The 24678-nt window shown below is 51.6% G+C and carries 20 protein-coding genes and 1 riboswitch; of the genes, 12 read left to right on the top strand and 8 right to left on the bottom strand.

The window, feature by feature from the left end; genetic code table 11:
- Nucleotides 1–20 precede the first annotated feature (20 nt).
- A complete protein-coding gene (locus HAV38_RS14165; protein WP_168056044.1) occupies nucleotides 21–722 on the bottom strand; it encodes a glutathione S-transferase family protein in 702 nt (233 codons plus the stop codon).
- Nucleotides 723–791: 69 nt separating this feature from the next.
- On the bottom strand, nucleotides 792–2771 hold the full coding sequence (locus tag HAV38_RS14160) for a lytic transglycosylase domain-containing protein (protein ID WP_168056043.1): 1980 nt from the start codon (nucleotides 2769–2771) through the stop codon (nucleotides 792–794).
- 28 nt (nucleotides 2772–2799) lie between these two features.
- Here HAV38_RS14160 and HAV38_RS14155 point away from each other — a divergent pair, with 28 nt between their 5' ends.
- Nucleotides 2800–3405 carry a 5-formyltetrahydrofolate cyclo-ligase gene (locus HAV38_RS14155; protein ID WP_168056042.1) on the top strand — a complete coding sequence of 202 codons (606 nt, stop codon included), beginning with the start codon at nucleotides 2800–2802 and terminating at the stop codon, nucleotides 3403–3405.
- Nucleotides 3406–3499: 94 nt separating this feature from the next.
- Here the strand turns inward: HAV38_RS14155 and metF are convergent, their stop codons facing one another.
- The 5 genes from metF to metK form a co-directional block, all read right to left on the bottom strand.
- Entirely contained in the window at nucleotides 3500–4339 is an 840-nt protein-coding gene (metF, locus tag HAV38_RS14150; RefSeq protein ID WP_168056041.1) for a methylenetetrahydrofolate reductase [NAD(P)H], read from the bottom strand.
- Entirely contained in the window at nucleotides 4340–4684 is a 345-nt protein-coding gene (locus HAV38_RS14145) for a phage holin family protein (protein ID WP_168056040.1), read from the bottom strand. It abuts the gene before it with no gap.
- Between the two features lie 264 nt (nucleotides 4685–4948).
- Nucleotides 4949–6382, bottom strand: a complete 1434-nt coding sequence (gene ahcY, locus HAV38_RS14140) for an adenosylhomocysteinase (RefSeq protein WP_375791702.1) — start codon at nucleotides 6380–6382, stop codon at nucleotides 4949–4951.
- A 26-nt stretch (nucleotides 6383–6408) separates the two neighbouring features.
- Nucleotides 6409–6502, bottom strand: a riboswitch (S-adenosyl-L-homocysteine riboswitch).
- A gap of 191 nt (nucleotides 6503–6693) precedes the next feature.
- On the bottom strand, nucleotides 6694–7770 hold the full coding sequence (locus HAV38_RS14135) for an AI-2E family transporter (protein WP_245182374.1): 1077 nt from the start codon (nucleotides 7768–7770) through the stop codon (nucleotides 6694–6696).
- Nucleotides 7771–8303: 533 nt separating this feature from the next.
- Nucleotides 8304–9461, bottom strand: coding sequence for a methionine adenosyltransferase (metK, locus tag HAV38_RS14130; protein ID WP_168056039.1), 1158 nt, complete (start codon nucleotides 9459–9461; stop codon nucleotides 8304–8306).
- 468 nt (nucleotides 9462–9929) lie between these two features.
- On the opposite strand from metK, the gene HAV38_RS14125 reads away from it, so the two are divergent.
- The 3 genes from HAV38_RS14125 to dapF all read left to right on the top strand — a co-directional run bounded on the left by HAV38_RS14125 (nucleotide 9930) and on the right by dapF (nucleotide 12654).
- Nucleotides 9930–10796 (top strand): lysophospholipid acyltransferase family protein, encoded by an 867-nt coding sequence (locus tag HAV38_RS14125; protein ID WP_168056038.1) that lies wholly within the window; start codon nucleotides 9930–9932, stop codon nucleotides 10794–10796.
- Complete coding sequence (locus HAV38_RS14120; RefSeq protein ID WP_168056037.1) at nucleotides 10793–11662, top strand: LpxL/LpxP family acyltransferase; 870 nt, start codon at nucleotides 10793–10795, stop codon at nucleotides 11660–11662. The genes HAV38_RS14125 and HAV38_RS14120 overlap by 4 nt, the downstream gene beginning before the upstream one ends.
- 140 nt (nucleotides 11663–11802) lie before the next feature.
- Complete coding sequence (gene dapF, locus HAV38_RS14115; RefSeq protein WP_168056036.1) at nucleotides 11803–12654, top strand: diaminopimelate epimerase; 852 nt, start codon at nucleotides 11803–11805, stop codon at nucleotides 12652–12654.
- A gap of 111 nt (nucleotides 12655–12765) precedes the next feature.
- On the opposite strand, the gene HAV38_RS14110 is transcribed toward dapF, so the two are convergent.
- Nucleotides 12766–14481, bottom strand: a complete 1716-nt coding sequence (locus HAV38_RS14110) for a tetratricopeptide repeat protein (protein WP_168056035.1) — start codon at nucleotides 14479–14481, stop codon at nucleotides 12766–12768.
- 737 nt (nucleotides 14482–15218) lie between these two features.
- Between HAV38_RS14110 and HAV38_RS14105 the strand changes: the two genes are divergently transcribed.
- The 8 genes from HAV38_RS14105 to hslV all read left to right on the top strand — a co-directional run bounded on the left by HAV38_RS14105 (nucleotide 15219) and on the right by hslV (nucleotide 24498).
- Complete coding sequence (locus tag HAV38_RS14105) at nucleotides 15219–16427, top strand: porin (protein ID WP_168056034.1); 1209 nt, start codon at nucleotides 15219–15221, stop codon at nucleotides 16425–16427.
- Between the two features lie 348 nt (nucleotides 16428–16775).
- Nucleotides 16776–17444: a DUF484 family protein gene (locus HAV38_RS14100; RefSeq protein WP_168056033.1), complete on the top strand. Its 669-nt coding sequence runs from the start codon at nucleotides 16776–16778 to the stop codon at nucleotides 17442–17444.
- Nucleotides 17445–17466: 22 nt separating this feature from the next.
- Nucleotides 17467–18492, top strand: a complete 1026-nt coding sequence (locus HAV38_RS14095; RefSeq protein WP_168056032.1) for a tyrosine recombinase XerC — start codon at nucleotides 17467–17469, stop codon at nucleotides 18490–18492.
- A 157-nt stretch (nucleotides 18493–18649) separates the two neighbouring features.
- Nucleotides 18650–19273 (top strand): Fur family transcriptional regulator, encoded by a 624-nt coding sequence (locus HAV38_RS14090; RefSeq protein ID WP_168056031.1) that lies wholly within the window; start codon nucleotides 18650–18652, stop codon nucleotides 19271–19273.
- Between the two features lie 215 nt (nucleotides 19274–19488).
- On the top strand, nucleotides 19489–20595 hold the full coding sequence (locus HAV38_RS14085; RefSeq protein WP_168056030.1) for a CobW family GTP-binding protein: 1107 nt from the start codon (nucleotides 19489–19491) through the stop codon (nucleotides 20593–20595).
- Between the two features lie 424 nt (nucleotides 20596–21019).
- Nucleotides 21020–21424, top strand: a complete 405-nt coding sequence (gene dksA, locus HAV38_RS14080) for an RNA polymerase-binding protein DksA (protein ID WP_168056071.1) — start codon at nucleotides 21020–21022, stop codon at nucleotides 21422–21424.
- A 513-nt stretch (nucleotides 21425–21937) separates the two neighbouring features.
- Nucleotides 21938–23308 carry an STAS domain-containing protein gene (locus HAV38_RS14075; protein WP_168056029.1) on the top strand — a complete coding sequence of 457 codons (1371 nt, stop codon included), beginning with the start codon at nucleotides 21938–21940 and terminating at the stop codon, nucleotides 23306–23308.
- Between the two features lie 653 nt (nucleotides 23309–23961).
- On the top strand, nucleotides 23962–24498 hold the full coding sequence (gene hslV, locus HAV38_RS14070; RefSeq protein WP_168056028.1) for an ATP-dependent protease subunit HslV: 537 nt from the start codon (nucleotides 23962–23964) through the stop codon (nucleotides 24496–24498).
- Nucleotides 24499–24678 lie beyond the last annotated feature (180 nt).

The following is a 24678-nucleotide window of genomic DNA, read 5'->3' as shown; positions in this document are numbered from 1 at the left end:
CTAGTCATCAAAACCGTACATCAAAGATGATCGGGCAATACTTCCTGCTCTTCCAACGCCTCGCGCACCCATTGCGCGATAGCAGGATGCGCCTGAACGCGTTCAACATAAGCTTGTAATGCTGGCGCTAAAGAGACTCCGAAGATGCGGAACCGCATGACAACCGGCGCGAAGAATGCATCAGCGATGGAGAAGTCACCAAACAGAAAGCGGTGGTGACCGAATTCGGATAAACAATCTTCCCATATCTCGCTAATGCGTCCAATGTCGCCTTGTGCCTGAGGCGTGCGACCCTCGCCCGGACGACTGGCGCGAATATCCATCGACATCGCAGAGCGCACACCTGCAAAACCAGCGTGCATTTCAGCACACACCGAACGCGCAATCGCACGCGCGGCGACGTCTTTAGGCCACATTCCGGCGTCTGGAAATTGTTCCGCGAGATATTCACAAATCGCCAAAGAGTCCCAAATGTGCAAGTCACCCACCACCAGGACGGGCACTTTTCCAGCCGCAGAATATTTCGCAATATCGGTCGCTGTCTCGGCCTGATCCAGCAAAATCCGCACTTCGTTAAATGGGATGCCGAACGCCTTCAAAACTACCCAGGGTCGCATCGACCATGATGAATAGTTTTTATTCCCGATCACCAATGTCATGCCAGACTTTCCAGCGTTCTTTAACACTTCAGACAAAGTTGCGTCACGTTCCGTAGCTTGCATAAATGTCCCATTTAGAGTCGGTTACTAAAAGTCTGCGCTTACATTTCATTTCGTTGCGATTACGATCCGTTATGGCAATGCTGAAACCGTATAGCCCTTAGGCGCAACGCTGCCCAAACGCGCTTTTAGCGATTGCGGGCGACCCTCAAACAACGCGGCGTAATAAGTGGCGTTAGACAGCACGTTCTTGACATAACCACGGGTCTCGCTGAATGGAATTGATTCTGCAAAAACCGCCCCTTCCACTCTGCCCGGCAAAGAAGAACGCCACAAACGCGGTCGTCCCGGTCCTGCGTTATAAGCGGCCGTTGCCATCGGCAACGAACCATCCAGATCGTTGAGTACCATACTTAAATAATTGGTACCGAGCATGATGTTGGTATCGACATCATTTACCTGATCGGCAGTAAAACCATTGAAGCCCACTTTTTTGGCGACAAAACGGGCCGTCGCCGGCATCAGTTGCATCAGCCCGGACGCGCCGACCTGCGAACGCGCATTTCTAACAAACCGTGACTCTTGACGAATCAAGCCATACACCCAGGCTATATCGATTCCGAGTCCAGTCGTATTGGCCATCATAATGTCCCGATGCGGCGCAGGAAAGCGCTGATTGAAGTCGACTTCAATCTTGGTCCGGTCAGAGGTGTTCACCATCCGGTCCAGAACATCGCTCTGGCGAGCAAACTCAGCCGCCGCCAGCAACTGGCGATCCGACATTTTGCGCAATTCCCAGTTCCACTCGCGGGTACCTTCAAATCGCAATCCCATGTCAAAAAAGCGGAACGCGCGCCGAAAGCCTTCATTCCTTTGCATCGGCGCCAGTTCAAGCGCCGTAATCATGGAAGGGGTGCCAGCGACAACGATTTTTTTCCCTGATTCTTCCAGTGCCAGTTGACCGTAAAAATTAGTCTGGTCAGCAATCGACTGAAATAATTTTTGAGCCTGATCATTGCGTCCCTCGGCCATCAGTGAACGCCCGAGCCAGTAAGTCCATGCAGGATCATCACGCAACGCAGGTGGCATTGCTTCAACGCTAGTCTTGACCAATTTCCAGTCACCCGCGCGCAACGCAGAACGTACCCTCCACTGATACCCGTCCGGCGATAACGGTGCTCCCTGCGCGGCGCGCCAGTAATCGACTGCCTGAGGATCGAGCTTTAATGCCGCCTGTAATGCGATTTGCCCCCAGCCCAACGAACGTTCAGCAGCGGTCAATTGATCGGCAGCGGCCATTATGGCATTGGCCGCTTGCGCTGGATCGTTTTTGGCGATGCGGCCCAAGGCGATGATAAAAAGTTCGTGACCGACCCGATCCGCACCGGGACCGCGTGCGACTACCAACGACGCACGATCGATTGCCTGCGCGATCTGAGCGTCGGTAGCATCCATGAATGGCGCCATGCGTCGGGCAACAGGGGCGTAACCTGACTCGATTGCCTGCCTAACCTGAAACCAGACGTCGGTTTGGCTGAACTGGCCGTTTTGCGCTAACGTCCCAATCAAATCAGTGCACGCCTGACCATAATCCTTAGGCGTCGTAAGCAACGCCCGAGCGTCGTCGGCGACATTGACGCCTTTTAAAGCCTTGGAGGTGAGTGCATAACATTTAAGTTGGGTATCGTCATCCAGCGCAAACAGGGGATATTGCTCGTCAAACGTGGGCCAGATACCGGCCTTGCCAAGCTCAAGTAGCCAATCGTTGCGTAGCCGGTCCGCAATCGCGGTACCGTCATAACGGGCCAGATAATCGCGAATCTCGGACTCCGGCGCCATCAAATCTTTAAGGCGCGGCTTGAGTCGATAGTAATCAACATACGAAGGGATGTCATAATTGCTTAACACCGACGCTAAACCATCAAGTCTGTCGAGTTTGTTAGCGCGTGAAGCGTCGCGCAGGGCGAGAAATGTATCGTCCTGATTGCCAATGCTGCCTTGAGAGATGCCAGCTTTGGGCTGCGCGCTCGCTGCGGGCGATATTGCCAGCACAGAAGTAGCTGAAAACATGAGCCCTATGGCCCATTTTGTTACAAAATTTGCTTTATACATACTTAACAATCCCAATCTACGAGTACCGATGACTAACCAAAGCATAGCATGCGACGCCCCTGATTCCACCCCCCAGGATCGGTCGGATAAGGGATTGGTGCGCAGCCAGCTTCTGACGTTGCGACAGAGGATCCCAATCGAAGATCGCAAGCGCTTCGATGCGACTCTGGGCGACAATATCACTAAATGGGCAACAATATTGCTTGAAACCAATGTCGATCTCGTTCTAGGTGTGTACTGGCCTATCCGCGACGAACCGGATGTGCGTGCTGCTTATGCAGAGCTGGTTGCGCGAGGTGTACGGTTGGCATTGCCAGTCGTCGTAGCAAAGGATGCCGCGTTGCAGTTCGTGCTTTGGACGCCCGGCGATGTGATGATAAAAGACAGTTTCGGCGTCGGGATACCCGCTCATGGTGAGGCCGTCAGTCCACACGCTTTGCTCATCCCCTGCGTCGGCTTTAATCCTCAGCGGATACGGATGGGTTACGGCGGCGGCTTCTATGACCGCACTTTGGCTACAACGCCGCGCCCTGCCACCGTCGGCGTTGCTTATTCCTGTGGGCTAGCGCAATTTGAAGGCGCTGTACATGATATTGCACTGGACCGGATATTTACGGAAACCGGCACTCTGTAAGTACGGACAAATACGCAACCGGCAAGCAGGGTATCGAGAGTTTTCAAGTACTCCACACCAGGCTTGCCGTCTTCACTTCAATGCCAACCCACTACTATTTCAGGCGTTGCAGAATTGCTGTCGTAGCAGCTGCATTGTTGAGCGTATAAAAATGGATACCCGGCGCACCGCCTGCGAGTAAGCGCTCGCACAAGTGCGTCACTACATCCAGACCGAACGCACGGATTGAGTCGGCATCATCGCCATAAGCCGCTAGCTTGAGTCGCACCCAGCGCGGTATCTCGGTGCCGCACATATCCGAAAAACGCATTAACTGGGAGTAATTGGTGATCGGCATGATGCCGGCAACCACGGGTACCGTCGCACCAAGCTTATGCGCTTGCTCAACGAACTCAAAATAAGCATCCGCATTATAAAAATACTGAGTAATAGCACCATTCGCACCCGCTTTTACCTTGTCTGCAAAACGCTTTACATCGTCTTGCGGCGATTTTGCCTGCGGATGCATTTCTGGATAAGCCGCGACTTCAATATGAAACCAGTCACCGGTCTCGGCGCGAATAAATTCAACCAGCTCGTTCGCATAACGAAATTCACCGGACATCAAACCCACGCCGCCATAACCGCTTGGCGCATCGCCGCGCAAGGCGACCAGACGCTTGATGCCGTTTGCTTTATATTGCGCGAGAATAGCGCGCAATGACTCAGGCGAGCTTCCGAGGCAGGACAAATGTGGCGCGGCCTCATGGCCTTCACCACGAATTTCCAGTACGGTGTCCAGCGTACCCTTTTGGGTTGATCCGCCAGCGCCAAACGTGACTGAAAAATATTTTGGATGCAACTCGGCTAGTTTGGCACGCGTGACACGTAATTTTTCCGCGCCATCCGGCGTTTTAGGAGGGAAAAATTCAATGCTGAAGTTAGCAGAAGACATTTAATTTTTTCTCAATAACAACGTGGAGAGCGCCCACGAAACGATACTGTACAAGATGGCACCGCCGACCGCCGACCAAAAGCTGGCAACGTGAAAACCACCCACCAGTTGCGCGACGACCCAAAACATGAGGCCATTAATAATAAAAATGAACAAACCCAGCGTCAACACCGTTGCAGGCAACGTCAACACTAACAAAATTGGACGAATGAGCGTATTCACAAAACCGAGGATCAACGCGGCAATCAATGCTGCGCTGAAACTATCCACCGAAACCGAATGCAATAAATACGGAACCGCCAGTAATGCCAGCGCGTTAATTAACCAGGTAACCAATAAACGCATATGTTTCTCCTATTTGCGCGCGATACGTACTGAAGCTGAATATTTGCGCCTTAATAGGTGCGACTTTACTTTAATAAACCTCAGCGAGACCTAGACCGCTCTATCTTCGTCGAAAACAGGTTGAGGTGACTAGTGCAATTACCCGTACCTCAACCATTTTCGCTACGCTCAACTACGCAGGATCAACGACTTGCCAGAATTTTACGAGAGGTGATCTACGTAGCGACCGCTGTTGCAACAATAGTAGCTAAACAATCGCCTGTATTAATAACGATACTGTTCCGGCTTGTAAGGGCCGGTTTGTTTCACGCCGATATACGCCGCCTGCTCTTCTGTCAGCACGCTGAGTTGTGCGTTGAGTTTTTTTAGTTGCAAGCGAGCGACCTTCTCGTCCAGGTGCTTCGGCAGGGTATAAACACCGACTGGATAAGCTTTGGTGTTGGCGAACAATTCGATTTGCGCGATGGTTTGATTTGCAAACGATGAGCTCATCACATACGACGGATGACCGGTGCCGCAACCAAGATTGACCAAACGACCTTCGGCCAGCAAAATGATGCGCTTGCCGTCTGGAAAGATAATGTGATCGACTTGCGGCTTGATGTTTTCCCAAGTGTATTGCTTCAACGCAGCGACTTCGATTTCATTGTCGAAATGGCCGATGTTGCACACAATCGCCTGGTCTTTCATCTTCGCCATGTGGTCATGCGTGATGACGTGATAGTTGCCGGTACAGGTAACAAAAATATCGCCATGTTCCGCCGCATAATCCATGGTTACAACGCGATAACCTTCCATCGCCGCCTGCAACGCGCAAATCGGATCGACTTCCGTTACCCAAACCTGTGCCGACAACGCACGCATGGCTTGTGCAGAACCTTTACCTACATCACCATAACCGGCGATAACGGCGACTTTTCCGGCAATCATAACGTCTGTTGCCCGTTTGATCCCGTCAACCAGCGACTCACGGCAACCGTACAAATTATCAAATTTAGACTTGGTCACCGAATCGTTCACATTGATTGCAGGGAAAGCCAATTTGCCCTCTTTATGCATCTGATACAAACGATGCACGCCTGTTGTGGTTTCTTCGGTAACGCCCTTGATTTGTACCAAACGCGTGGAATACCAGTCTGGTGACGTTGCCAGCTTGTTTTTGATAGCGTTGTACAGGCAAATCTCTTCTTCAGAAGTCGGATTATTCAGGACTGAAGCGTCTTTTTCTGCCCGCGTGCCCAGATGCAGCAGCAACGTAGCATCGCCACCATCATCCAGAATCATGTTGGCTTGCTCTTCACCCGGCCATTCAAAGATGCGATGGGTGAATTCCCAGTACTCATCCAGCGATTCGCCCTTAAAGGCAAATACTGGCGTGCCGGCGGCAGCGATTGCAGCAGCAGCGTGATCTTGCGTGGAGTAAATATTGCAGGACGCCCAACGTACTTGAGCACCCAGCGCTTCCAGAGTCTGAATCAGCACCGCAGTTTGGATCGTCATGTGAATCGAACCGGTGATGCGTGCGCCTTTCAGCGGTTGCGCCGCCGCGAATTCTTGACGAATGGCGATCAGACCAGGCATTTCAGTCTCGGCTATACGGATTTCTTTATCACCCCAACCAGACAAACTGATATCGGCAACAACGTAATCTGAGGAAGCAAGAGTAGTAGGGATGGATTTCATTACAACGGCGTTCATCACGCCCTCCTTTCGTTAGAAAAAAAGTAACGTGAGCGCGGTTGCATGTAAAGACGATACCAAGCCTGGCAGAGAACAGTTTCAAATTCTACTGTGTCTGTCGCAACGCTCCTTGGCACGAAGATCGTATTCTAAATCAATTTGGCTTTGCTTTCATCGCTTTGCGAATTGAATTGCAAAAATCGATAAGAGTGGGCACACGTTTCTTGCAATGTGAATTACGCAGGATTGCCATTGCTAGCGGGCCTCTTGCTTTTGTATTGCCACTTATGTTGCCACTTAGTTACTAACGCAACCCCTTGGATTAACCTTCAAACCCAACCCATTTCATACAATTCACTCTTAATATAAGCATAGTAAATCGGGGCCGCCACCAGGCCCGGCAGTCCAAACGCCGCTTCCGCCAGTACCATCATCAGCAACAATTCCCAACTGCGTGCATTAATTTGCGAACCCACAATGCGGGCGTTCAAAAAATACTCAAGCTTATGAATGACGATCAGGAATATCAATGCTGCCAGCGCTACGTACAAGGATACCGACAGCGTGACGATCACGATTAAGGAATTTGAAATTAAGTTACCAATAACCGGCAGCAAACCCGCCAAAAAAGTAACCACTATTAACGTTTTGGTCAACGGCAAGTGCACGTCTGCAAGGCGCAAAATCACCAGCAAAAAAATTGCCGTCATCGTCGTATTTAGCAGCGATATTTTGATCTGGGCGAAGACCACACGTCGAAAAGCATCTGCCAGCAAACGCGCCCGCTCTAGCAACTCTGCGCCTAAAGGCTGTAAAACCGGCATTGGATGCTCAGCATTTAATGCGACCATCGCGCCAAGGACCATGCCGACCAAAATATGGATAAAGACCTGTATCGCCTCTTTGCCCGCAAGCTTAAGTTCTCCGCTGTGGGACTCGATCCAATCGGCCACCATTTCGCGCGTACTGGCAATATCATCCGGCAAGTATCCTTGCAGATACGCTGGCATCTGGGTCCGCGCCTGGTCAACCACTTGCATTAACTTGGTCTGAATTACCAGCATGCGATCCGGCCCCCCATGAAAAAAGGCGACCAGCCCAAGGATGATGCCGGTCAGTACGCCAATAATAACGGTAGACAGCAATACCACCGCGATCAAATGTGAACGCTCACTTGCCAGGCGGCGTTCAATAAATGGCGTCAATGACCGCACTAATTGATAGACCAGCAATCCTGCCAACAAAGCGGTCAACAAATGCAAGGTCAGAACCAGCACCAACACCACAATCGCGATGATCCAGCTGGCGATACGAAATTGAGAAACAGTATTAGTGACGGGACGATGTCTTGGAGCTGACTTCAGCGGAACGGGCGTTTGAGTGGCGGGTGGTTCTGTGGAAGCCATGATAGCGTAACGCCCAATAAATTCGACAAGCACGATAAAAATGATTTACGGTGGGATGATTTACGGCGGAAGTGCACTGAAAAAATACGGCCTAATCTGGACTTCAGAAAGCAACGCAAGGTAACTAATCGTTAGAAGTCAGCAAAGCACCATTTTAATAGCAATTGCACCTTTTCAGGGCGACCGTTGAGTAAAATAAAAGGCGCGCCCAAACTCCTGACTACCCGTTGCGGCTCTATGAGCACCAACTTACATCCTAATTAATCCCAGTTTTTTAATGATGAATTGCCAAACCCATGGATGAACGTCGCCGGACGGCAAGTCACGGGCGCGGCAAGGACCTTACCAATACCAAACATTATGGCGCGGGGCGATTCTGCTGATCTAAAATAATTGGAAGCTAAGCTCCCAACTTATTATTTACCTATACACAACATATCCATAACAATAGCCCCTACCAATAGCGACGGCAAAAAATCCCCATCGTCTTGCCCGGCGGTTATTGCCATCCCGCAACGGCGTGTCGGCGCAACTTACAACGCGGCTTTCAATACGGCAGCTCTATCGGTCCGCTCCCAACTGAAGTCCGGCTCTTCACGACCAAAATGGCCGTATGCCGCGGTTTTTTCATAGATTGGACGTAACAGATCAAGCATCTGTACGATGCCCTTCGGCCGCAAATCAAAATGCTCCAGCACGAGTTGCGCCAGCTTTTCATCGCTGATCTTGCCAGTGCCAAATGTCGTCACCATCACCGAAGTAGGCTTAGCGATGCCGATGGCATAGGAAACCTGAATCTGGCAACGCGTCGCCAAACCGGCAGCGACAATATTCTTAGCGACGTAACGACCGGCGTATGCAGCGGAACGATCTACTTTCGACGGATCTTTACCGGAGAAAGCACCACCGCCATGTGGGGCTGCGCCTCCATACGTATCGACAATAATTTTGCGACCGGTCAAACCGCAATCGCCTTGCGGTCCACCGATGACAAAACGTCCGGTAGGATTAATCAGGTAACGCGTGTTTTTTAGCCATTCCGTAGGCACCACTGGCTTGATGATCTCTTCGATAGCAGCTTCCTCGATTGCCTTATGCTGCATATCCGGCGCATGCTGCGTGGACAATACGATGGTATCGATGGCAACTGGCACACCGTCTACGTATTTCAGCGTGACTTGCGACTTGGCATCGGGACGCAACCACGGCAAACGCCCGTCTCTGCGCAATTGGGATTGGCGCTCAACGATGCGATGGGCATAGTAGATGGCTGCGGGCATCAGTTCCGGGGTCTCATCGCAAGCGTAGCCAAACATCAAGCCTTGATCGCCAGCACCTTGATCCAGATCCAGTCCCTTACCCTCATCCACCCCTTGGGCGATATCTGGCGACTGCTTGTCGTAGGCGACCAGGACCGCACAGCTTTTGTAATCTATTCCGTAATCTGCGTTATCGTAACCAATGCGTTTGATGGTCTCACGGGCGACATTGATGTAATCGACGTTTGCGAAGGTAGTTACTTCACCGGCCAATACCACCAAGCCTGTATTCACCAGCGTTTCAGCGGCGACGCGTGCAGCAGGATCTTGTGCCAGAATGGCGTCAAGAATAGCATCGGAAATTTGATCCGCGACTTTGTCGGGATGGCCCTCAGAAACGGATTCAGAGGTGAAGAGATATTCATGTGTCATACAGGCTCCGGCGAAAAAATAATTACAGTGGTGACCGTGCCGCAGTCCTACTGTAGAGCCTGCGACGCTTTAGCGAAATTTATATACCGCTTCGCAAGTTGTCTATTAACTCGGCGGATGTATTTTGTGAAACCTGACTCTGGTGCAGTTTAGCTGATTTCAGATCATCGCGTGACCGACGATCGACTTCCATAGTTGTATATGTGTATCAAGTGCCGGATATTCAAGCTAGACATTTAAGCTCGGTATTAAGCTCGGTATTAAGCTTGATAATTAAGCTTGATAATTAAGCTTGATATTTAAACTCCGTACTTAAACTCGTTAAACCAACGACAGGAGTCTTTCTTGCTATCATGGCATTACGCAAATTACCGCTTGCATTGTTGTTCATGCAGCGTTGCCGATTCAACATTGTGTTATTTTACGCCTTTTACCCCTTTTCGGCAAAACGCCCTTTTCCGCCTCCCAATGCTTGTTAAACTCTTCGCACTTTTATCGTTGCTGCCCTTATTTTTATTGCATGCAATTGGGGCTACGGTCGGCTGGATCGTCTATCTTTTATCGCCGTCCTATCGACGTAAGCTAAAAGCCAACTTAGACCGTGCCGGTTATCATCGCTACCTGTCGCAGGCGATCCGTGAGTCCGGCAAAAGTATGTTCGAGTTGCCCTTTGTCTGGTGCGCGGCACCTGAGAAAGTGCTGCGCACCGCCCGCATTGAGAACTGGGAATTAGCACAATGCGCGCTTGACGCCAAAACCGGCGTCATCTTCCTCACGCCGCATCTTGGATGTTTTGAGATCATTGCCCAAGCGATTGCGGCCAAAACCTCTCTCACGGCTCTCTACCGTCCGCCCCGCAAAGCAGCGTTAAAGCCGTTGATTGAAGGAGCGCGTGCACGCCCCAATTTACATCTGGCTCCCGCCAACCTGACTGGCGTGCGCGCATTGCTAAAAGCCCTCAAAAAAGGACAAGCCATTGGCTTGCTGCCCGATCAGGTGCCGCAAAACGGCGAAGGCGTGTGGGCAAAATTTTTTGGCAAACCGGCTTATACCATGACCTTGTCGGCCAAGTTGCATCAGATGAGCGGTGCGCCGATTATTCTTTCGTATGCGGAGCGCCTGCCTTGGGGGCGCGGCTTTGTGATTCGCTTTGTCCCGTTTGAGGAAGAATTGGGCGACACGCCCGAGCAACAAGCGTACGCCATTAACACCGCGATGGAAAAACTTATAGCACGTTGTCCGTCACAATATATCTGGAGCTACAACCGCTACAAAACACCGCCGGGCGTCAGTGCACCACGCGATGCCGCACCGACCAGTCAGGACCACGCATGAAAGTGCTGATTTTCTTGCTCTGGCTGACCCATTGGCTACCGCTATGGGTACTTGGCCCGCTGGGCGAAGCGCTGGGATCGCTGTTATTCATCATCATGAAACCGCGGCGTCACATTACGCTGATTAATCTTCAATTGTGCTTTCCCGACATGCCGGAACAGGAGCGCATTGCACTGGCGCGCCGCCATTTTCAGGCCTATTCTCGCAGCGCATTAGAACGCAGCGTCTTATGGTGGGCGTCTGAAGCGCGCCTCAGAAGACTAATCAAAATTGAGTCCGATTTGCCGCTAGAAACCTTAAAAGCCGGGCCTACGATCCTGCTATGTCCGCATTTCGTCTGTTTGGAAATACCGGGTATTGCGCTGGTACTCAATTCGTCCCTGTCGATTTGCACTATTTATTCGCGCCAGCAGGACGCGGTGGTAGACGCCGCACTGCTTAAAGGCCGGTCGCGCTTTCGCCCTGTAAAATTATTTACACGAGAACAAGGCGTTAAACCGATCATTCGTGCCATGCGTGAAGGTCTCCCGTTTATTATGTTGCCGGATATGGATTTCGGGACTAAAGACGCGGAATTTGTACCGTTTTTTGGGATTCCTGCGGCGACCTTAACGGCACCCGCCAGAATAGCTGCGGCTACCAAGGCCAGCGTGGTACCAATGATCGCCACGTATTTGCCCGGATATAAAGGCTGGAAGGTGACCTTTTATCCCGCTTGGGATAATTATCCCGGTGACGACCTAACAAAAGCCACGCGCCGCATGAATGCATTTATCGAAGCCCGAGTGCTCGAAGCACCTGCGGAGTACTTTTGGGCGCACAAACGCTTTAAAACCCGACCAGAAGGCGCACCCGGCCCCTATTAAGTGGTTAATTGACGATACCAGAACATCGCTACGCAAATTGGATGAAACGAACCAGACGTAAAATAAGGTATTACGGTTAGGGCGATTAAAGCCCGAAACTCGCGCCCCGCATTTTTATCTTACGGCTCTATAATTACCTTATGAAACTAAAATTTACAAAAATGCACGGCGCGGGTAACGATTTCATTGTCATTGATGCGATCAATCAAGACATTGATTTCACGCCCTCCCAGTGGCGGGCGCTGGGCGACCGACGCTTTGGCATCGGCGCCGATCAAATTCTGGTCGTCGAAAAACCACGCATCGCCGGAGTCGATTTTCGCTATCGTATTTATAACGCCGACGGCGGCGAAGTGGAGCAATGCGGTAACGGTGCCCGCGCATTCGTTAAATTCGTCACCGAAAAAGGCCTTACTCAAAAACGCACAATCAAAGTCGAGACCATGTGCGGCGTGATTGAACCAGCGCTGGAGGACGATGGATCTATTACCGTTGACATGGGCGCACCGGTTCTCGACCCTCCCAGAGTGCCATTCGATGCCAGCAACCTGCAGCCAAAACAGCAAGGAATGGATACGCTATGGCCGGTGGATATCCATGGCAAGACCGTTCTGTTTTCGGTGGTCTCCATGGGCAATCCGCACGCTGTCCAAGTGGTGGCCGATACCGATGCAGCGCCCGTCCTGGCCGACGGTCCGGTGATTGAGCATCACCCGCGCTTCCCCAAACGCGTCAACGCGGGCTTCATGCAGATCGTCGAGCGGCATCAAATCAAGCTGCGCGTTTACGAACGCGGCGCCGGCGAAACGCTAGCCTGTGGCACCGGTGCCTGCGCCGCTGCCGTCGCAGGTATACAACGCGGCTTGCTGGACTCTCCGGTTAAAGTCCTGACTCGCGGAGGCGAACTATCGATATCATGGGAAGGCATCGGCCAGTCAGTCAAAATGACCGGACCAGCGGTGACCGTGTTTGAGGGTGAAATTGAAATTTAGATTTAGATTTAGATTTAGATGAAGTTTAGATTAAAACGGAGATTGAGACTGCCACTGACTAGCCGCACTTTTTAAATGAGCGGAGGCGTGCATTGCTTCAGACGACAACTTTTAGCTTACGCTCTCCGCCAATCTTTCCCCGTCCTCCGTGCTGACATCGGTCAATTCCAGCCCGGGCAACGCGGTCTTGAAGCGGTACAGACGCTGTCGGTAATTACCTTCTGGCCCGTCCGAACCGCAGTCAACATCTTCAAACAATCGCGCGATCCTGTTCAGCGCCTGACGTTCGTCACCAGTTTCGATCAGTATCAGTCGCCGCTTGCTACGGGCATACGATGCGCGAATATCCACCACCAAACAGTGACCACTATCAGCCTGATTCAAGTCCAGCAGTAAAGCCTCGGGCCGACTCAATCCAAACAATAGGGCTAACTCAATGCGCGCCACCAAAAACGGATGACTGGCGACTAACTCCCGGGTTAACTGCTGTTTGGCGCTCAGTGCCCAAGCCATTGGGTGCGCCCGATCCGCGATTTTTGCTAGCAAAGTTTGCGCCTCGGCACAGCCTTGGGTGGCAGCTTTTTGTAGCCAGTAGACTGCCTGCACATCATTGGTTAATTTTTCGCGCCGATTGCGCCAGGCGCTAACGCCGCGTTCCAGTTGCGCCGCCCGGTGTCCCATTTCGGCGGCATGCTCCAGATGGCGCTGCATGTCAGCCAGATTACGCTGAGAGAATTCGGACTTCAGGTAAATGCGCGACAACGCATACCATGCCTCGGCCAAACCCCTTTCTCCCGCATGGGTGAGCCAACGAATCGCCTTCTTGTAATTGGCCGATCCCGCACCCACAACAATGCGCTCACCATCGCTATCCATTCGAGCGTACCAAAGCCCGAGATCCAGCTGCGCGCATTTATCGTCGGCAGAAGCTGCCAACTCTAAAAATTGCTGTACCTCGCTGGCATCAAAATTCCCCAACGTCATCAGCGCCCGGGCGCTCCGATGCAACAGCAATAAATTGGCCTCACCCAAACGCCGCGCTAAAGATTCGGATGGGGCATGCAATTGCGCTAACTCTCCGCCAAACTGTTGTGCCACTGCGCGCGCCAACGGCAAGCCGCGCTCTAAAAACGCCGTCCATTCTCCTTTTTCCCATGCCCTCTTTGCCAGCGAATGCTGGGCTTGCATAATGCCAGCGTCGGCCGCCCTCGCGGTCCAGGCCAGCGTGGCAACGTTGTTCGAAATCGCTGTGCTAACTATTTCACCAGGGTTTTCACTATGTCGAGCGGATCGGTCGACCCTGCCCGCCTGCGCGGCGTCAATCGCGGCAGCAATAGTGATATTTTCATTGTTTTGGCTGGCGACTTTTGCGGTAATTCGATCCGCGCGAGCCGCGTGCTGCGCCAATAGCCACTGCGCATCGGGAATCCCTGCATGAGCGGCTACTTCCAGCGCACGCAGCGCGCTGGCCGCAAACATATTGAGCGCAGCGCTGTCATTGAAAGAAAGGCTGCTGTCCAAAACCAGCTGCGCCAAAATCAAACCCGCCCGTATAACACCGGCATCAAATGCTCGCTCGTACCAGGCGCATATATCCCGAGGGTTGGTAGCACTGCGCGCGACTTCCAGCGGAATGTGCGTGCCAATTAAAATCCAGGCCGCGGCCTCCCCTTGCTGGGCTGCGCGATCCAGCCAATGTAAAGCGGTAGGAAAGCTCTGCGGCAATCCGTTGCCCCCGAACAGATAGCGCTGGCCCAACGCAAGCTGAGCAGAAGCCTGCCCAGCCCGCGCCGCGCGGATAATTGCCAAGTCTTCCCGTTTAGCCATAACACCCACATGCAAAAGCGTAAATTATCCCCGATAAAAGGGGAATCCTTTATTTGATACTAATTTTCAATAAAGTTCGCAGCTTTAATACAACAATTTGATTTTTTTTCAATTGTTAATCTGAAAACCTGTACAAATTCACTGAAATATTTCTTTACGGCATATAAATGATGACATTGTCTGCTAAAAGTAAGCTATCTTCCTTTAGAAACGATTTAGTATTTAGGACCTTAATTAGAATTTATTTTCTTACGGCCCAGCCTAAGCCCTTCATAATTCAACCGTCTTTAATCACTCGCCGTTAAGGCGTTGATTATTTAGCCTTCTATATAGTCATGCTTACTCCACAAGCTCCGGCGCACTCCTTCCTGTCTTTTACTTGCGCCAACTGACATGCTAAAGCGACCATAAGCGCTTCTTTTACAATCCCATCAAGCGAAGGCGTATAGCCTTTCCGTTCCTGCCCGCGCAAACAATATCAATACAACATCGGGACCACAAAAACAGTGAAAATTGCGCCTCCCCTCCCTAGAAGAGTTCGAATATCGATCCCACCGAAGGGCACCGGATTTGTGTCACAAAAATACAACATAAACACCTACCTCTGACAATTTCGACAAATTAATAGCATCACAAAACACCAAACCGCCAGACTGTACAGCCGGAGCCATTAATGTTCTCCCATCCGACAGATGTACGGATCCTTAAAGCAGGCTTTTCCAAATAAAGGACGTCAAATGAAGAAATCACTAATCGCACTGGCCGTACTCGGCGCAATCGCAGGTGCAGCACAAGCTCAAAGCTCAGTAACAATCTACGGTATCGTTGACACTGGCGTCACTTATACAAACCGCGTAGCAAATCCTACACTTGGCAAAACTGGCAACAAGTTTGCAGTTAACTCGGGCATTATCCAAGGCTCACGCCTAGGTTTCAAAGGCGTTGAAGATCTGGGCGGCGGTCTGAAAGCGGTTTTCCAATTGGAAACTGGCTTTAAAAATGATACTGGTGCATTAGAAGGCGATAAAGGCCAGACAAACCTTTTCCGTCGTAAGTCGGTTGTTGGTCTGAGCAGCGATGCATTTGGTACAGTTCTGGTAGGTCGTCAAACAGACATCCTGGATGATGTAAGCCAATGGACTTCGGTTCAAGATTTCGGTGGCGTAACTGGTAATGTTGGCCACAATCTGGACCGTTTGGAAGGTGTACGTACCCAAAATTCAATCCGTTACAACACAACAAATTTGTCTGGCTTTACAGCTAGCGCAATCTACGGTTTCGGCGAAACTGCAGGTTCGACAACTTCAGGTCAGTCGTTCGGTCTGGGCGGTCAATACGCTAACGGTCCTATCGGCCTGTATGCTGCTTACTACCAAGCGAAAAAAGGTGTTACAACTGCTGCGACACCTACAGCAGGGGCAACTCCAGGTTCCCCTTCAGACACAAGCTTGATCAACGGCACTATTTTCACAGCCGGCAATCCAGGCTCTACAGCACTGAAAGTATTCAGTCTGGGTGCTAGCTATCAAGCTGGTCCTGCCCGTTTGTACGGTAACTGGTCACGCGTAACCCAGAATCTGGCAACTGCTTCAGGCGCTACTGCTGCTAACCCAGTTCCTACTGGTACTTTCGGCATCGGCAGCATCAACAACAACCGTGCTAACATCTTTGAATTAGGTACTAACTATTCATTGACAGCACCGTTGCATTTATTAGCTAGTGTTCAATACACTAAGTTGAATTTTGTTGACGCTGGTTCAGCTAAAGGTAAATTGACCCAAGTTAATCTGGGTACTGATTACTTCCTGTCGAAGCGTACTGACTTGTATGCATTTGCTTCATACCTGCACGCTAGCAACGCTATCAACCCAGGTATCCTAGGCGATTCACTTGGTTCGACTGGTAACCAAGCTGCAGTTACAGTTGGTGTCCGTCACAAGTTCTAATATAAGTTAGACAGATCCTTGGCAACGGGGAAATGCCTGCTTAGTTAGACATCCGAAAGGCCCACATGATTTTTCATGTGGGCCTTTCGTCATTGGGCGCGTTGTAGATCTCCGGTCGCCCTATAAGGACTTACGCAAGACCGTCCCGGCATCGCGGCCGCCAACCCTATTGAAGCACGGTGAAGTACCGACCGGGTTAGCTGGCCCGTTAGTGTTCCCACAGAGGCGATCACGAAAGTACAGCGCCACAGGGGCGGTTTTGCATAAATCCAAGGTTGTTATCCATTGCGATTACGGCGATACTTTCCGTCATTCACTTTCACTTCTTTCAAAGCATAAACGCCTATCATGAGCAGCCATCTGGATCCCGACACCGTCGCGCAATATCTTGCCGAGACGCCCCACTTCTTTGAGGAACACGCTGAATTATTAGGCAAAATCAGATTAACCAGCCCATTACTTGGCCGCGCCATTTCGTTACAAGAGCGCCAAATGGAAATTTTGCGGGAAAAAATCAAAGTGCAAGACCTGCGTCTTGCCGAGATGGCGCGAAACGCGCAGGAAAACGATGCGATCGGTGACAAGTTGCAGATTTGGTCGCGTAGTCTGCTGCTGGCCCGTAACGATGTCGATATGCCGCATACGCTGATCGCTGGCATACAAGCGATATTCGAGGTGCCCCAAGCGACCATGCGACTTTGGAATGTTGCCGACGAATTCTCGCACACCTGGTTTGCAGCGCCCGCATCTGCGGATTCTAAGCTTTTTGCAAATGGCTTAAGCGTCCCGTTTTGCGGTACCAATAATGATTTTGAGGCGGCCTCGTGGCTTGAGCACCCAAGCGAAACGCAATCCATCGCTATGCTGCCACTACGCGCGGACCCACAGTCCGGCACGTTCGGCTTACTGGTGCTCTGCTCGCCCGATCCGCTGCGCTTCAGCCCCGATCTGGCGACCGATTTCCTCAGCAAGATAGGGAGTACCGCCAGCGCTGCCCTCGCCTGTTTGCTGGCCTAACCTACCTAACCGGTTATCTGCCATGCCGATTAACAACGATCAAGCTACCGACCACATCGCGCCATCAACCGATATTGACGCGTATCTCAACAGTCTGCGCTATCTGCGGAGGTTATCGGCGCTTACGGTGAGCAATTATGCGCGCGATCTGGCCGAATTAGCGGTGTTCTGCCGCGCACTTAGCAACCAAAACGATGCATCGCGTGGGTTCGCGAGCGTCACCCACGCCAATATCCGCAAATTTGCCGCGCAACTCCATTCGCGCGGTCTTGGACCGCGCTCAATTGCGCGCAAACTTTCTGCCTGGCGTGGTTTTTTTGACTGGTTGGGTGAGAAAGTCGTGGTATCGAGCAACCCGGTCGACGGCCTCAAAGCGCCCAAGCGCGGCAAACCTCTCCCTAAAGCGCTAGGAGCAGACGATGCGATACGACTGGTAGCAAGTCCGAATCCGCTGCAGGAAGATGGGACGACGATGGCTGCGTGTAATCACGCGATGTTTGAGTTGTTGTATTCCAGCGGATTGCGGGTATCGGAACTGGCCGGAATCGACGTTCGCTACACCAAAAAAGATGGTTATGTATCGGCTGGCTGGATTGATTTTGATGCGGGAGAGGTGACTGTAACCGGCAAAGGTGACAGAAGAAGGTCGGTACCGGTGGGCCAACCTGCTCTGAACGCGATCGTCGAGTGGCTGAGCTTGCGCAATACTTTGGTAAAAGCGGACGAACCCACCCAAGCCAGCCAAGGCAACGCCTTTGCGCTGTTTTTGACCGAGCGCGGCACCCGGGTCTCCCCCCGCGTGGTGCAACTGCGGCTGAAGGCGCATGCGCGCGCGCTGGATATCCCGACAGACGTTCATCCGCACGTACTGCGCCATTCGTTTGCCTCACATGTACTGCAGGGATCGGGGGATCTGCGTGCGGTACAGGAAATGCTCGGGCATACGTCGATCTCCTCCACGCAGGTGTACACCTCCCTCGACTTTCAGCGTCTGGCGCAAGTCTACGATGCGGCACACCCCAGAGCCAAAAAACTGCCGAACAAGTAAGGGTTCAATAAGTATCGGATAAAACTGGGCAAGATCGCCTTTGATGCCAGCCCTACCAGAAGAGCAACGACTTCCGCGTTCCGCGCAAAATATGCAACTGAATTGCAAATTGGGGCATAATCGCTCTTTATCGATGAACATTTCAATGTGTCCTTGAATGACCCCAGACATCAAAACTAAACTTGCCTCAAAAACCTCCCAAACGTCTGATCGCGCCGGACTGCGTTCTCAGTCGGCGCTATTGGCAGAGGGACAGTTGCGGCTTGCGTCAGTACGCATTACCGGTGCGCGGGTGAACGTGCTGACTGCCTTGCTGGAGGCACGCTGTGCGGTGTCGCATCAGGACATGCAGGATCTGTTCGTCGATATGGACCGCGTCACCCTGTACCGCGCGCTGGACTGTCTGACCGATGCAGGCCTGGCCCATAAGATCGCGGGTGACGATCGGGTGTTCCTGTACAGCGCTGGCGCCGAGCATACAGAGTCCGCTTCAAGTGACCCCTTGCAACCCAGTGCGCACGCGCAACATCAGCACGGGCACTTTAAGTGCACCCGCTGCGGTAAGGTATTTTGTCTGGATGGCAGTGGAGAAGCCGGATTTCTGGGTGATGTGTTGGCACCGGTCATTAAGGACCCCGCAGGTTCTGCGACCGCTACCGCGTCGCCAGCGTTGCTGCGTCAGCACTTGCAGCAAGCATTGCAGGAATCACTCGGCCAAGGCTTTGAAGGCCACGATATTGAATTAACGATCAAAGGCTGGTGCGCCGACTGCGCCCATTAGGGAGCAACCGCGCACTATCCGAATAGCGGCGCAAAAGCACGGTAAAGCGCTATCAAGCCTGAAAATTTGAGGACCGCTTGGGGCACGCACTAAGCGGCACCACGCAGCAGAGCGTAAACAAACGTCAAACCTGAGCAATGACCGAATATGTAAGCGAACCCGGTGCAACAAGGCCGCCTTTCTAATAACCTTCCGCGTATCAACGCTCTATCACTATGGCACTCATTCCTGCGACTATTCTGACCGGCTTCCTTGGCGCTGGCAAAACCACCCTGCTTAATCGTATTTTGCAGCAACCGCATGGCTACAAAATTGCCATTATTGAGAACGAATTCGGTGCCGAGAATATTGACAACGAAATTCTTGTTCAGGACAGCACCGAACAAATTATCGAAATGAACAACGGCTGTATCTGCTGCACGGTACGCGGTGATTTGATCATCGCCCTGAGCTCGCTGGCGCGCCGCCGCGACGCTGGCGAACTACATTTTGACCACGTCATCATTGAGACCACCGGCATGGCCAATCCCGGTCCGGTCGCACAGACTTTCTTCGTCGATGAAGAAGTCGCCATGCACTATATGCTGGACGCAATCGTTACGGTAGTTGACGCCAAGCATGCAATGCAGCAACTGGATCAGCAAGAAGAAGCACAGCGCCAGGTGGGCTTTGCGGACAAACTATTACTCTCTAAAACAGACTTGGTTAGCCCCGCCGAGGTCGCACTACTCAGCGCTAGGTTGACCCGCATTAATCCGCGGGCTGCAATCATTCCGCTCGACCCGGTCCATACGCCTATCGATGAAATCCTGGATATCAAGGGCTTTAATCTGAACGCCAAGCTGGAGATCGATCCTGATTTTCTGGCTGCCGAAGAAAGCCATGCGGCGGAACATGCAGACCACGCCCACAGCGGCAGCGATTGCGACCATCCATCACATCAAACGGAACATGCAGAAACCAATCACGAAAGACGCGTGGACGGTCACCATAATCACCACAATCATCATCACGCGCATCATGCAGATGATATTGCGGCTTTCGTTTTCAAAAGCGAGCGCCCGTTTGAGGCAAGCAAGCTGGAGGAATTTCTTGACGGCTTGATTGAAGTCTATGGACCGCGTCTGTTACGCTACAAAGGCATACTGTTCATGGATGGTGCCGACCGGAAAGTAGTGTTTCAAGGGGTGCATCAAATTATGGGTAGCGATGTCGGCGGCAAGTGGGAAGACGGGGAAAAACCCGCCAGCAAAATGGTTTTCATCGGCAAGAACCTGCCTAAAGACATTTTTATTCGCGGTTTAGAACAATGTCTGGTATAAACTATGGCAGTTTTGCGCGGGCGGAAACAAGCAACCGACGCAAAATGGCGAATAATGCATGCCAGTAGATTGCCGGGTGCGCTGACGAAGCATGGAAATATTTTCTCAGCAGAGGTCGCAATTGAAAGACCTGAGAGCTTTGCGCGCCATCCTGTTGTAGAATCCTGCAACAAGTAAAGAAATGATCGTGATGACAACGAAAAGCGATTTTTCATGTTGGTAGTTTTGTCCCGACATTTGATGCCGCCAGGTAATTGACGCAAAGAAAAGAATTCCCCACGGCCATAGCCAGTACAATTAACTAAAGGGTAATGCAAATATCGCTCCCTCCCGTACTGAGTTTACGGATAAAATTGAAAAATACGTCGTATCGAAAGTAAGCGAAGTGTCTACCCAAACAACCACCCCCACCCCCGATGCCCCCATGCTAACCGAAGCGCAACTCACTACGATGAGCGAAGCGGATTACATGAATGCGGCACAACTTGCCTTTTTCAGAGCGCGTCTTAAACAGCTGGAAGTTGATCTGCTGAAGAACGCTGGCGAAACGACTGAGCACCTGCGCGAAACCGTGCTGGTGCCAGACCCTGCTGATCGCGCAACTATCGAAGAGGAGCATGCGCTAGAATTGCGCACACGCGATCGTGAGCGAAAATTGCTTAAAAAAGTACAGCAGTCGATTGCTTCGATTGATGCAGGTGAGTACGGCTGGTGTGAAGAAACCGGAGAGCCTATCGGTATTCCGCGTTTACTAGCCCGACCAACGGCGACCCTATCGCTGGAAGCACAGCAGCGGCGTGAATTGAAACAGAAGCTATACGGCGACTAAATTGTCAGCCAACGGTGTATCGGATGTGGCGCAGAGGCTAAAGTAGCCTGCTGCAGCCCGATTAACATGCCGCGTTTATTATGCTGCACGGCCCAACACGCCGTGCGGTAGTCCGACACGCCATAAAGCTCAAGTGCGCCAACCGCAAAACAATGGCTACGTTTGGTTGTATTTCCTTGTCCTAGCTTGCACTGGCTTAACTTTCCTCAGGTTTTTCCAAACTCTGACATTAGCGCTTATGCCGCTGATTGCATCAAACACGTCTTCCTTATTCCCACCACCGGGCTGCGTCTTACCGTTGCATTCATCACAATGAAACGCGCAAACCGCGACGTTTATAACAACTCCGCCGGCCTTTCTCATTGTTAAATCAATAGAAGCATAAATTTAAACCTTAAATTGCTTATTTGCTCGCAGTAAATAGCGTGATATCCGACTACACTATAAACATCGGTCAGCAAACACGATCCGCTGATCTGTATCATCGCCTTTATTTCATCGTTTAGGACACACGTGGGGATTTTCTCAATTTTTGGCAAAACTGCCCGAAAAAGCACCGATACCATTTCTGGCACCAATACCGCTATTGCAAAACGCGCTGCCTTGACCGAGCCTGGTAATTCAGCACACAACGAAGAAGGCACTCAAACGCGCCAAGGTAACGTTGCGCCCAACTCAACTGCAATGAAGATTGACGCGATCGAATCCGAAATGTCTTCGGAATTTGTCTACCCGAGCACTATTGCCGCCACCGGGGCCATCGATGCTGCAGGCAGGAGCACCACATTCCAAGGTAATGATCCCCGCATCACGGCGCTTACTCCCACAAAAGATGTATCTGCGCCAGACCAGCGAGGCAGCACTATTCAAGTGTTAACCTCTGACACGCCGGCGGTCATTGAGGAGGCGGCACTATTATTTGCCAATGCCCAATCCGATATCGCAGAGCAATTACTGGAGCAAGCGATACAGGAAGACAATCTTGGGAGCGCCACTACAGAGGTATGGTGGATGCTCCTTGACCTGTATCGCATCAACGGCAAGCAACAACAATTCGATGACCTTTCGCTCAGTTTTGTACATAAATTTGAGAGTTCGCCCCCGACCTGGGATGAGCAACTGACGCTTAACCCGAATACCGACATGAGCGATTCTGCCGCGACGCCAGCCGTCTCATTTGCTGGCAAGCTGGACGCCAATATCACCCGACAGTTACAGCGCGCACTTAAATTCAGTCAGAGTCATTCGGCGTTAAGACTGGAATTCACCCGCATCAAATCCGTCGATCCGATCGGCTGCGGCCTGTTACTCCGCACCCTGAAGAAACTTCAGGAATCCAAGCTTGAGCTTATTCTGGCCGGCACCACCGAGTTGACCAACGGTATCCGTGCAATTCTCTGCGTGGGACGACGTGACGAAACCACCGCGCCCTGGTTACTGCTGTTAGAAATTCTCCACCTGTTAAATCAGGAGCAAGCTTTTGAGGACGTCAGCATCGATTACTGTATTACTTTCGAGGTATCCCCACCTTCTTTCTTTGCACCGGCAACCAAAGTGACCACGGCAGCACCCGACCGCATGGATGGCAGCCAATCGGGTAAAGAACGTGAGCACTTCATGATGCCAGCGTTGGTCGAAGGGCGTGTCGACGACCTGCTTTTGCAGATTCAGGGCTACACCAGTGAACATAATCCGACGCTCCTCAATTGCTCACGCTTAATACGCGTCGATTTCAATGCAGCCGGACAATTAATGAATACACTGCTACCGCTCGTGGGGCAGGGTCGGCAAATTGAGTTTCATGAACTAAATCATTTGGTAGTCGCGCTTTTCAGGGTGATGGGCATGCAGGACACCATCACTATCAACGCCCGCAAAAACTAGGCGCAGCGCGGGTGTTTATCACTCCCTGAGTGCGCATCTCCGTGCGTGGCCTTTCGGCATAACATTGCCATACTGTGATTTAACACTGTATTTTGGCTATACGAAGGCCGCTCGAAAGGCTGAATACCGGCAAGTCCAGCTGAGTCCCTGTTATACAATATATAAAAGCGTTATCAATCGGTAATCCGGGCAGCCAACGATCCGCAGGCAAACATGCAACCAGAATAGTCTACTCCCCTCCCTTACCGCTGCCGCAAGCAGCGATAAGGTGCGATTGGGCAGAACACGCGGCCCGTCGGTACAATGGAATAATTTGAGTGAGGGTAGTACATTCGCACGGGTCCCGGCGGTGGATGCACGGTATATGAGCGATGGGACGCGAGGTGGAGCGCCGCGGGTTAATACCGGGTTAGCAGCAGACTAACGCGTACCCTTTCTAAAGTCTTAATTTGCACGAACCGATGCTTGTAATCACGGAGGCCGCCCCCATTTTTTTAAGTACACATTGGTTGTTCAAGGTTACGATCCTGCGCTGGTAATATAGCTTGCAACACTTTGCGAGTACGCCCGACGTCCGGGCGCCGCATAACTGGTCCGATACGTGCAGCTGATCAAACTGCCGCACGCTCGGTCCGCTTTTTTAGGCAAACAAAATGGAACAATTTCACGGCACCACCATCCTGTCAGTACGACGCGGTAATAGCGTGGCTTTGGGTGGCGATGGTCAGGTAACGCTGGGCAATATTGTAATGAAAAGCACCGCACGTAAAGTGCGCACGCTTTATCAGGGCAAGGTTCTGGTTGGCTTTGCTGGCGGGACCGCAGACGCATTTACGCTTCTTGATTTATTTGAAGCCAAATTAGAGAAGCATCAGGGCAATTTGATGCGCGCTTCGGTAGACCTGGCCAAAGAATGGCGTACAGACCGCATGTTGCGTCGCCTTGAGGCAATGCTCCTGACCGCTGATCGCGACACCACACTTGTCATTACTGGCAATGGCGACGTACTTGAGCCGACGGATGGCATCGGCGCAATCGGCTCTGGCGGTGTTTTTGCACAATCCGCTGCCAAGGCGCTTTACGAAAACACCACATTATCGCCCGCCGAGGTCGTCAAAAAATCGCTGGTTATTGCGGGTGATCTTTGTATTTATACTAATCAATCGCACATCATCGAAACTCTCAATTAACGCCACCCGGACAAATGTTGAGTGTTTCGATTAACAGTTGCGCGCATCCTGATTACCCTGGCCGCACCTTTTTAACTATGGGCTTATCATTATGCTCACATGGTACGCTCAATCAATATAAATCAATATGATTTATACCCAGCTCTCAACCTGCAACGGCATGGCTTTACCCGGAACCGA

Origin of the sequence: Glaciimonas immobilis, assembly GCF_011947285.1 — a bacterium.
Lineage (GTDB): Bacteria > Pseudomonadota > Gammaproteobacteria > Burkholderiales > Burkholderiaceae_D > Glaciimonas > Glaciimonas immobilis.
Note: the sequence above shows the minus strand (reverse complement) of the source record. Positions and strands in the feature narration are given on the sequence as shown.

Excerpts from the sequence above, each read along its gene's own strand:
- HAV38_RS14095 (WP_168056032.1), top strand. The coding sequence starts at position 17,467 with ATGCCGATTAACAACGATCAAGCTACCGACCACATCGCGCCATCAACC.
- ahcY (WP_375791702.1), bottom strand. The coding sequence starts at position 6,382 with ATGAACGCCGTTGTAATGAAATCCATCCCTACTACTCTTGCTTCCTCA.
- metK (WP_168056039.1), bottom strand. The coding sequence starts at position 9,461 with ATGACACATGAATATCTCTTCACCTCTGAATCCGTTTCTGAGGGCCAT.
- dapF (WP_168056036.1), top strand. The coding sequence starts at position 11,803 with ATGAAACTAAAATTTACAAAAATGCACGGCGCGGGTAACGATTTCATT.
- metF (WP_168056041.1), bottom strand. The coding sequence starts at position 4,339 with ATGTCTTCTGCTAACTTCAGCATTGAATTTTTCCCTCCTAAAACGCCG.
- HAV38_RS14145 (WP_168056040.1), bottom strand. The coding sequence starts at position 4,684 with ATGCGTTTATTGGTTACCTGGTTAATTAACGCGCTGGCATTACTGGCG.
- HAV38_RS14120 (WP_168056037.1), top strand. The coding sequence starts at position 10,793 with ATGAAAGTGCTGATTTTCTTGCTCTGGCTGACCCATTGGCTACCGCTA.
- HAV38_RS14105 (WP_168056034.1), top strand. The coding sequence starts at position 15,219 with ATGAAGAAATCACTAATCGCACTGGCCGTACTCGGCGCAATCGCAGGT.
- HAV38_RS14165 (WP_168056044.1), bottom strand. The coding sequence starts at position 722 with ATGCAAGCTACGGAACGTGACGCAACTTTGTCTGAAGTGTTAAAGAAC.
- HAV38_RS14135 (WP_245182374.1), bottom strand. The coding sequence starts at position 7,770 with ATGGCTTCCACAGAACCACCCGCCACTCAAACGCCCGTTCCGCTGAAG.
- HAV38_RS14110 (WP_168056035.1), bottom strand. The coding sequence starts at position 14,481 with ATGGCTAAACGGGAAGACTTGGCAATTATCCGCGCGGCGCGGGCTGGG.
- HAV38_RS14160 (WP_168056043.1), bottom strand. The coding sequence starts at position 2,771 with ATGTATAAAGCAAATTTTGTAACAAAATGGGCCATAGGGCTCATGTTT.
- HAV38_RS14155 (WP_168056042.1), top strand. The coding sequence starts at position 2,800 with ATGACTAACCAAAGCATAGCATGCGACGCCCCTGATTCCACCCCCCAG.
- HAV38_RS14100 (WP_168056033.1), top strand. The coding sequence starts at position 16,776 with ATGAGCAGCCATCTGGATCCCGACACCGTCGCGCAATATCTTGCCGAG.
- HAV38_RS14085 (WP_168056030.1), top strand. The coding sequence starts at position 19,489 with ATGGCACTCATTCCTGCGACTATTCTGACCGGCTTCCTTGGCGCTGGC.
- hslV (WP_168056028.1), top strand. The coding sequence starts at position 23,962 with ATGGAACAATTTCACGGCACCACCATCCTGTCAGTACGACGCGGTAAT.
- HAV38_RS14090 (WP_168056031.1), top strand. The coding sequence starts at position 18,650 with ATGACCCCAGACATCAAAACTAAACTTGCCTCAAAAACCTCCCAAACG.
- HAV38_RS14125 (WP_168056038.1), top strand. The coding sequence starts at position 9,930 with ATGCTTGTTAAACTCTTCGCACTTTTATCGTTGCTGCCCTTATTTTTA.
- dksA (WP_168056071.1), top strand. The coding sequence starts at position 21,020 with ATGCTAACCGAAGCGCAACTCACTACGATGAGCGAAGCGGATTACATG.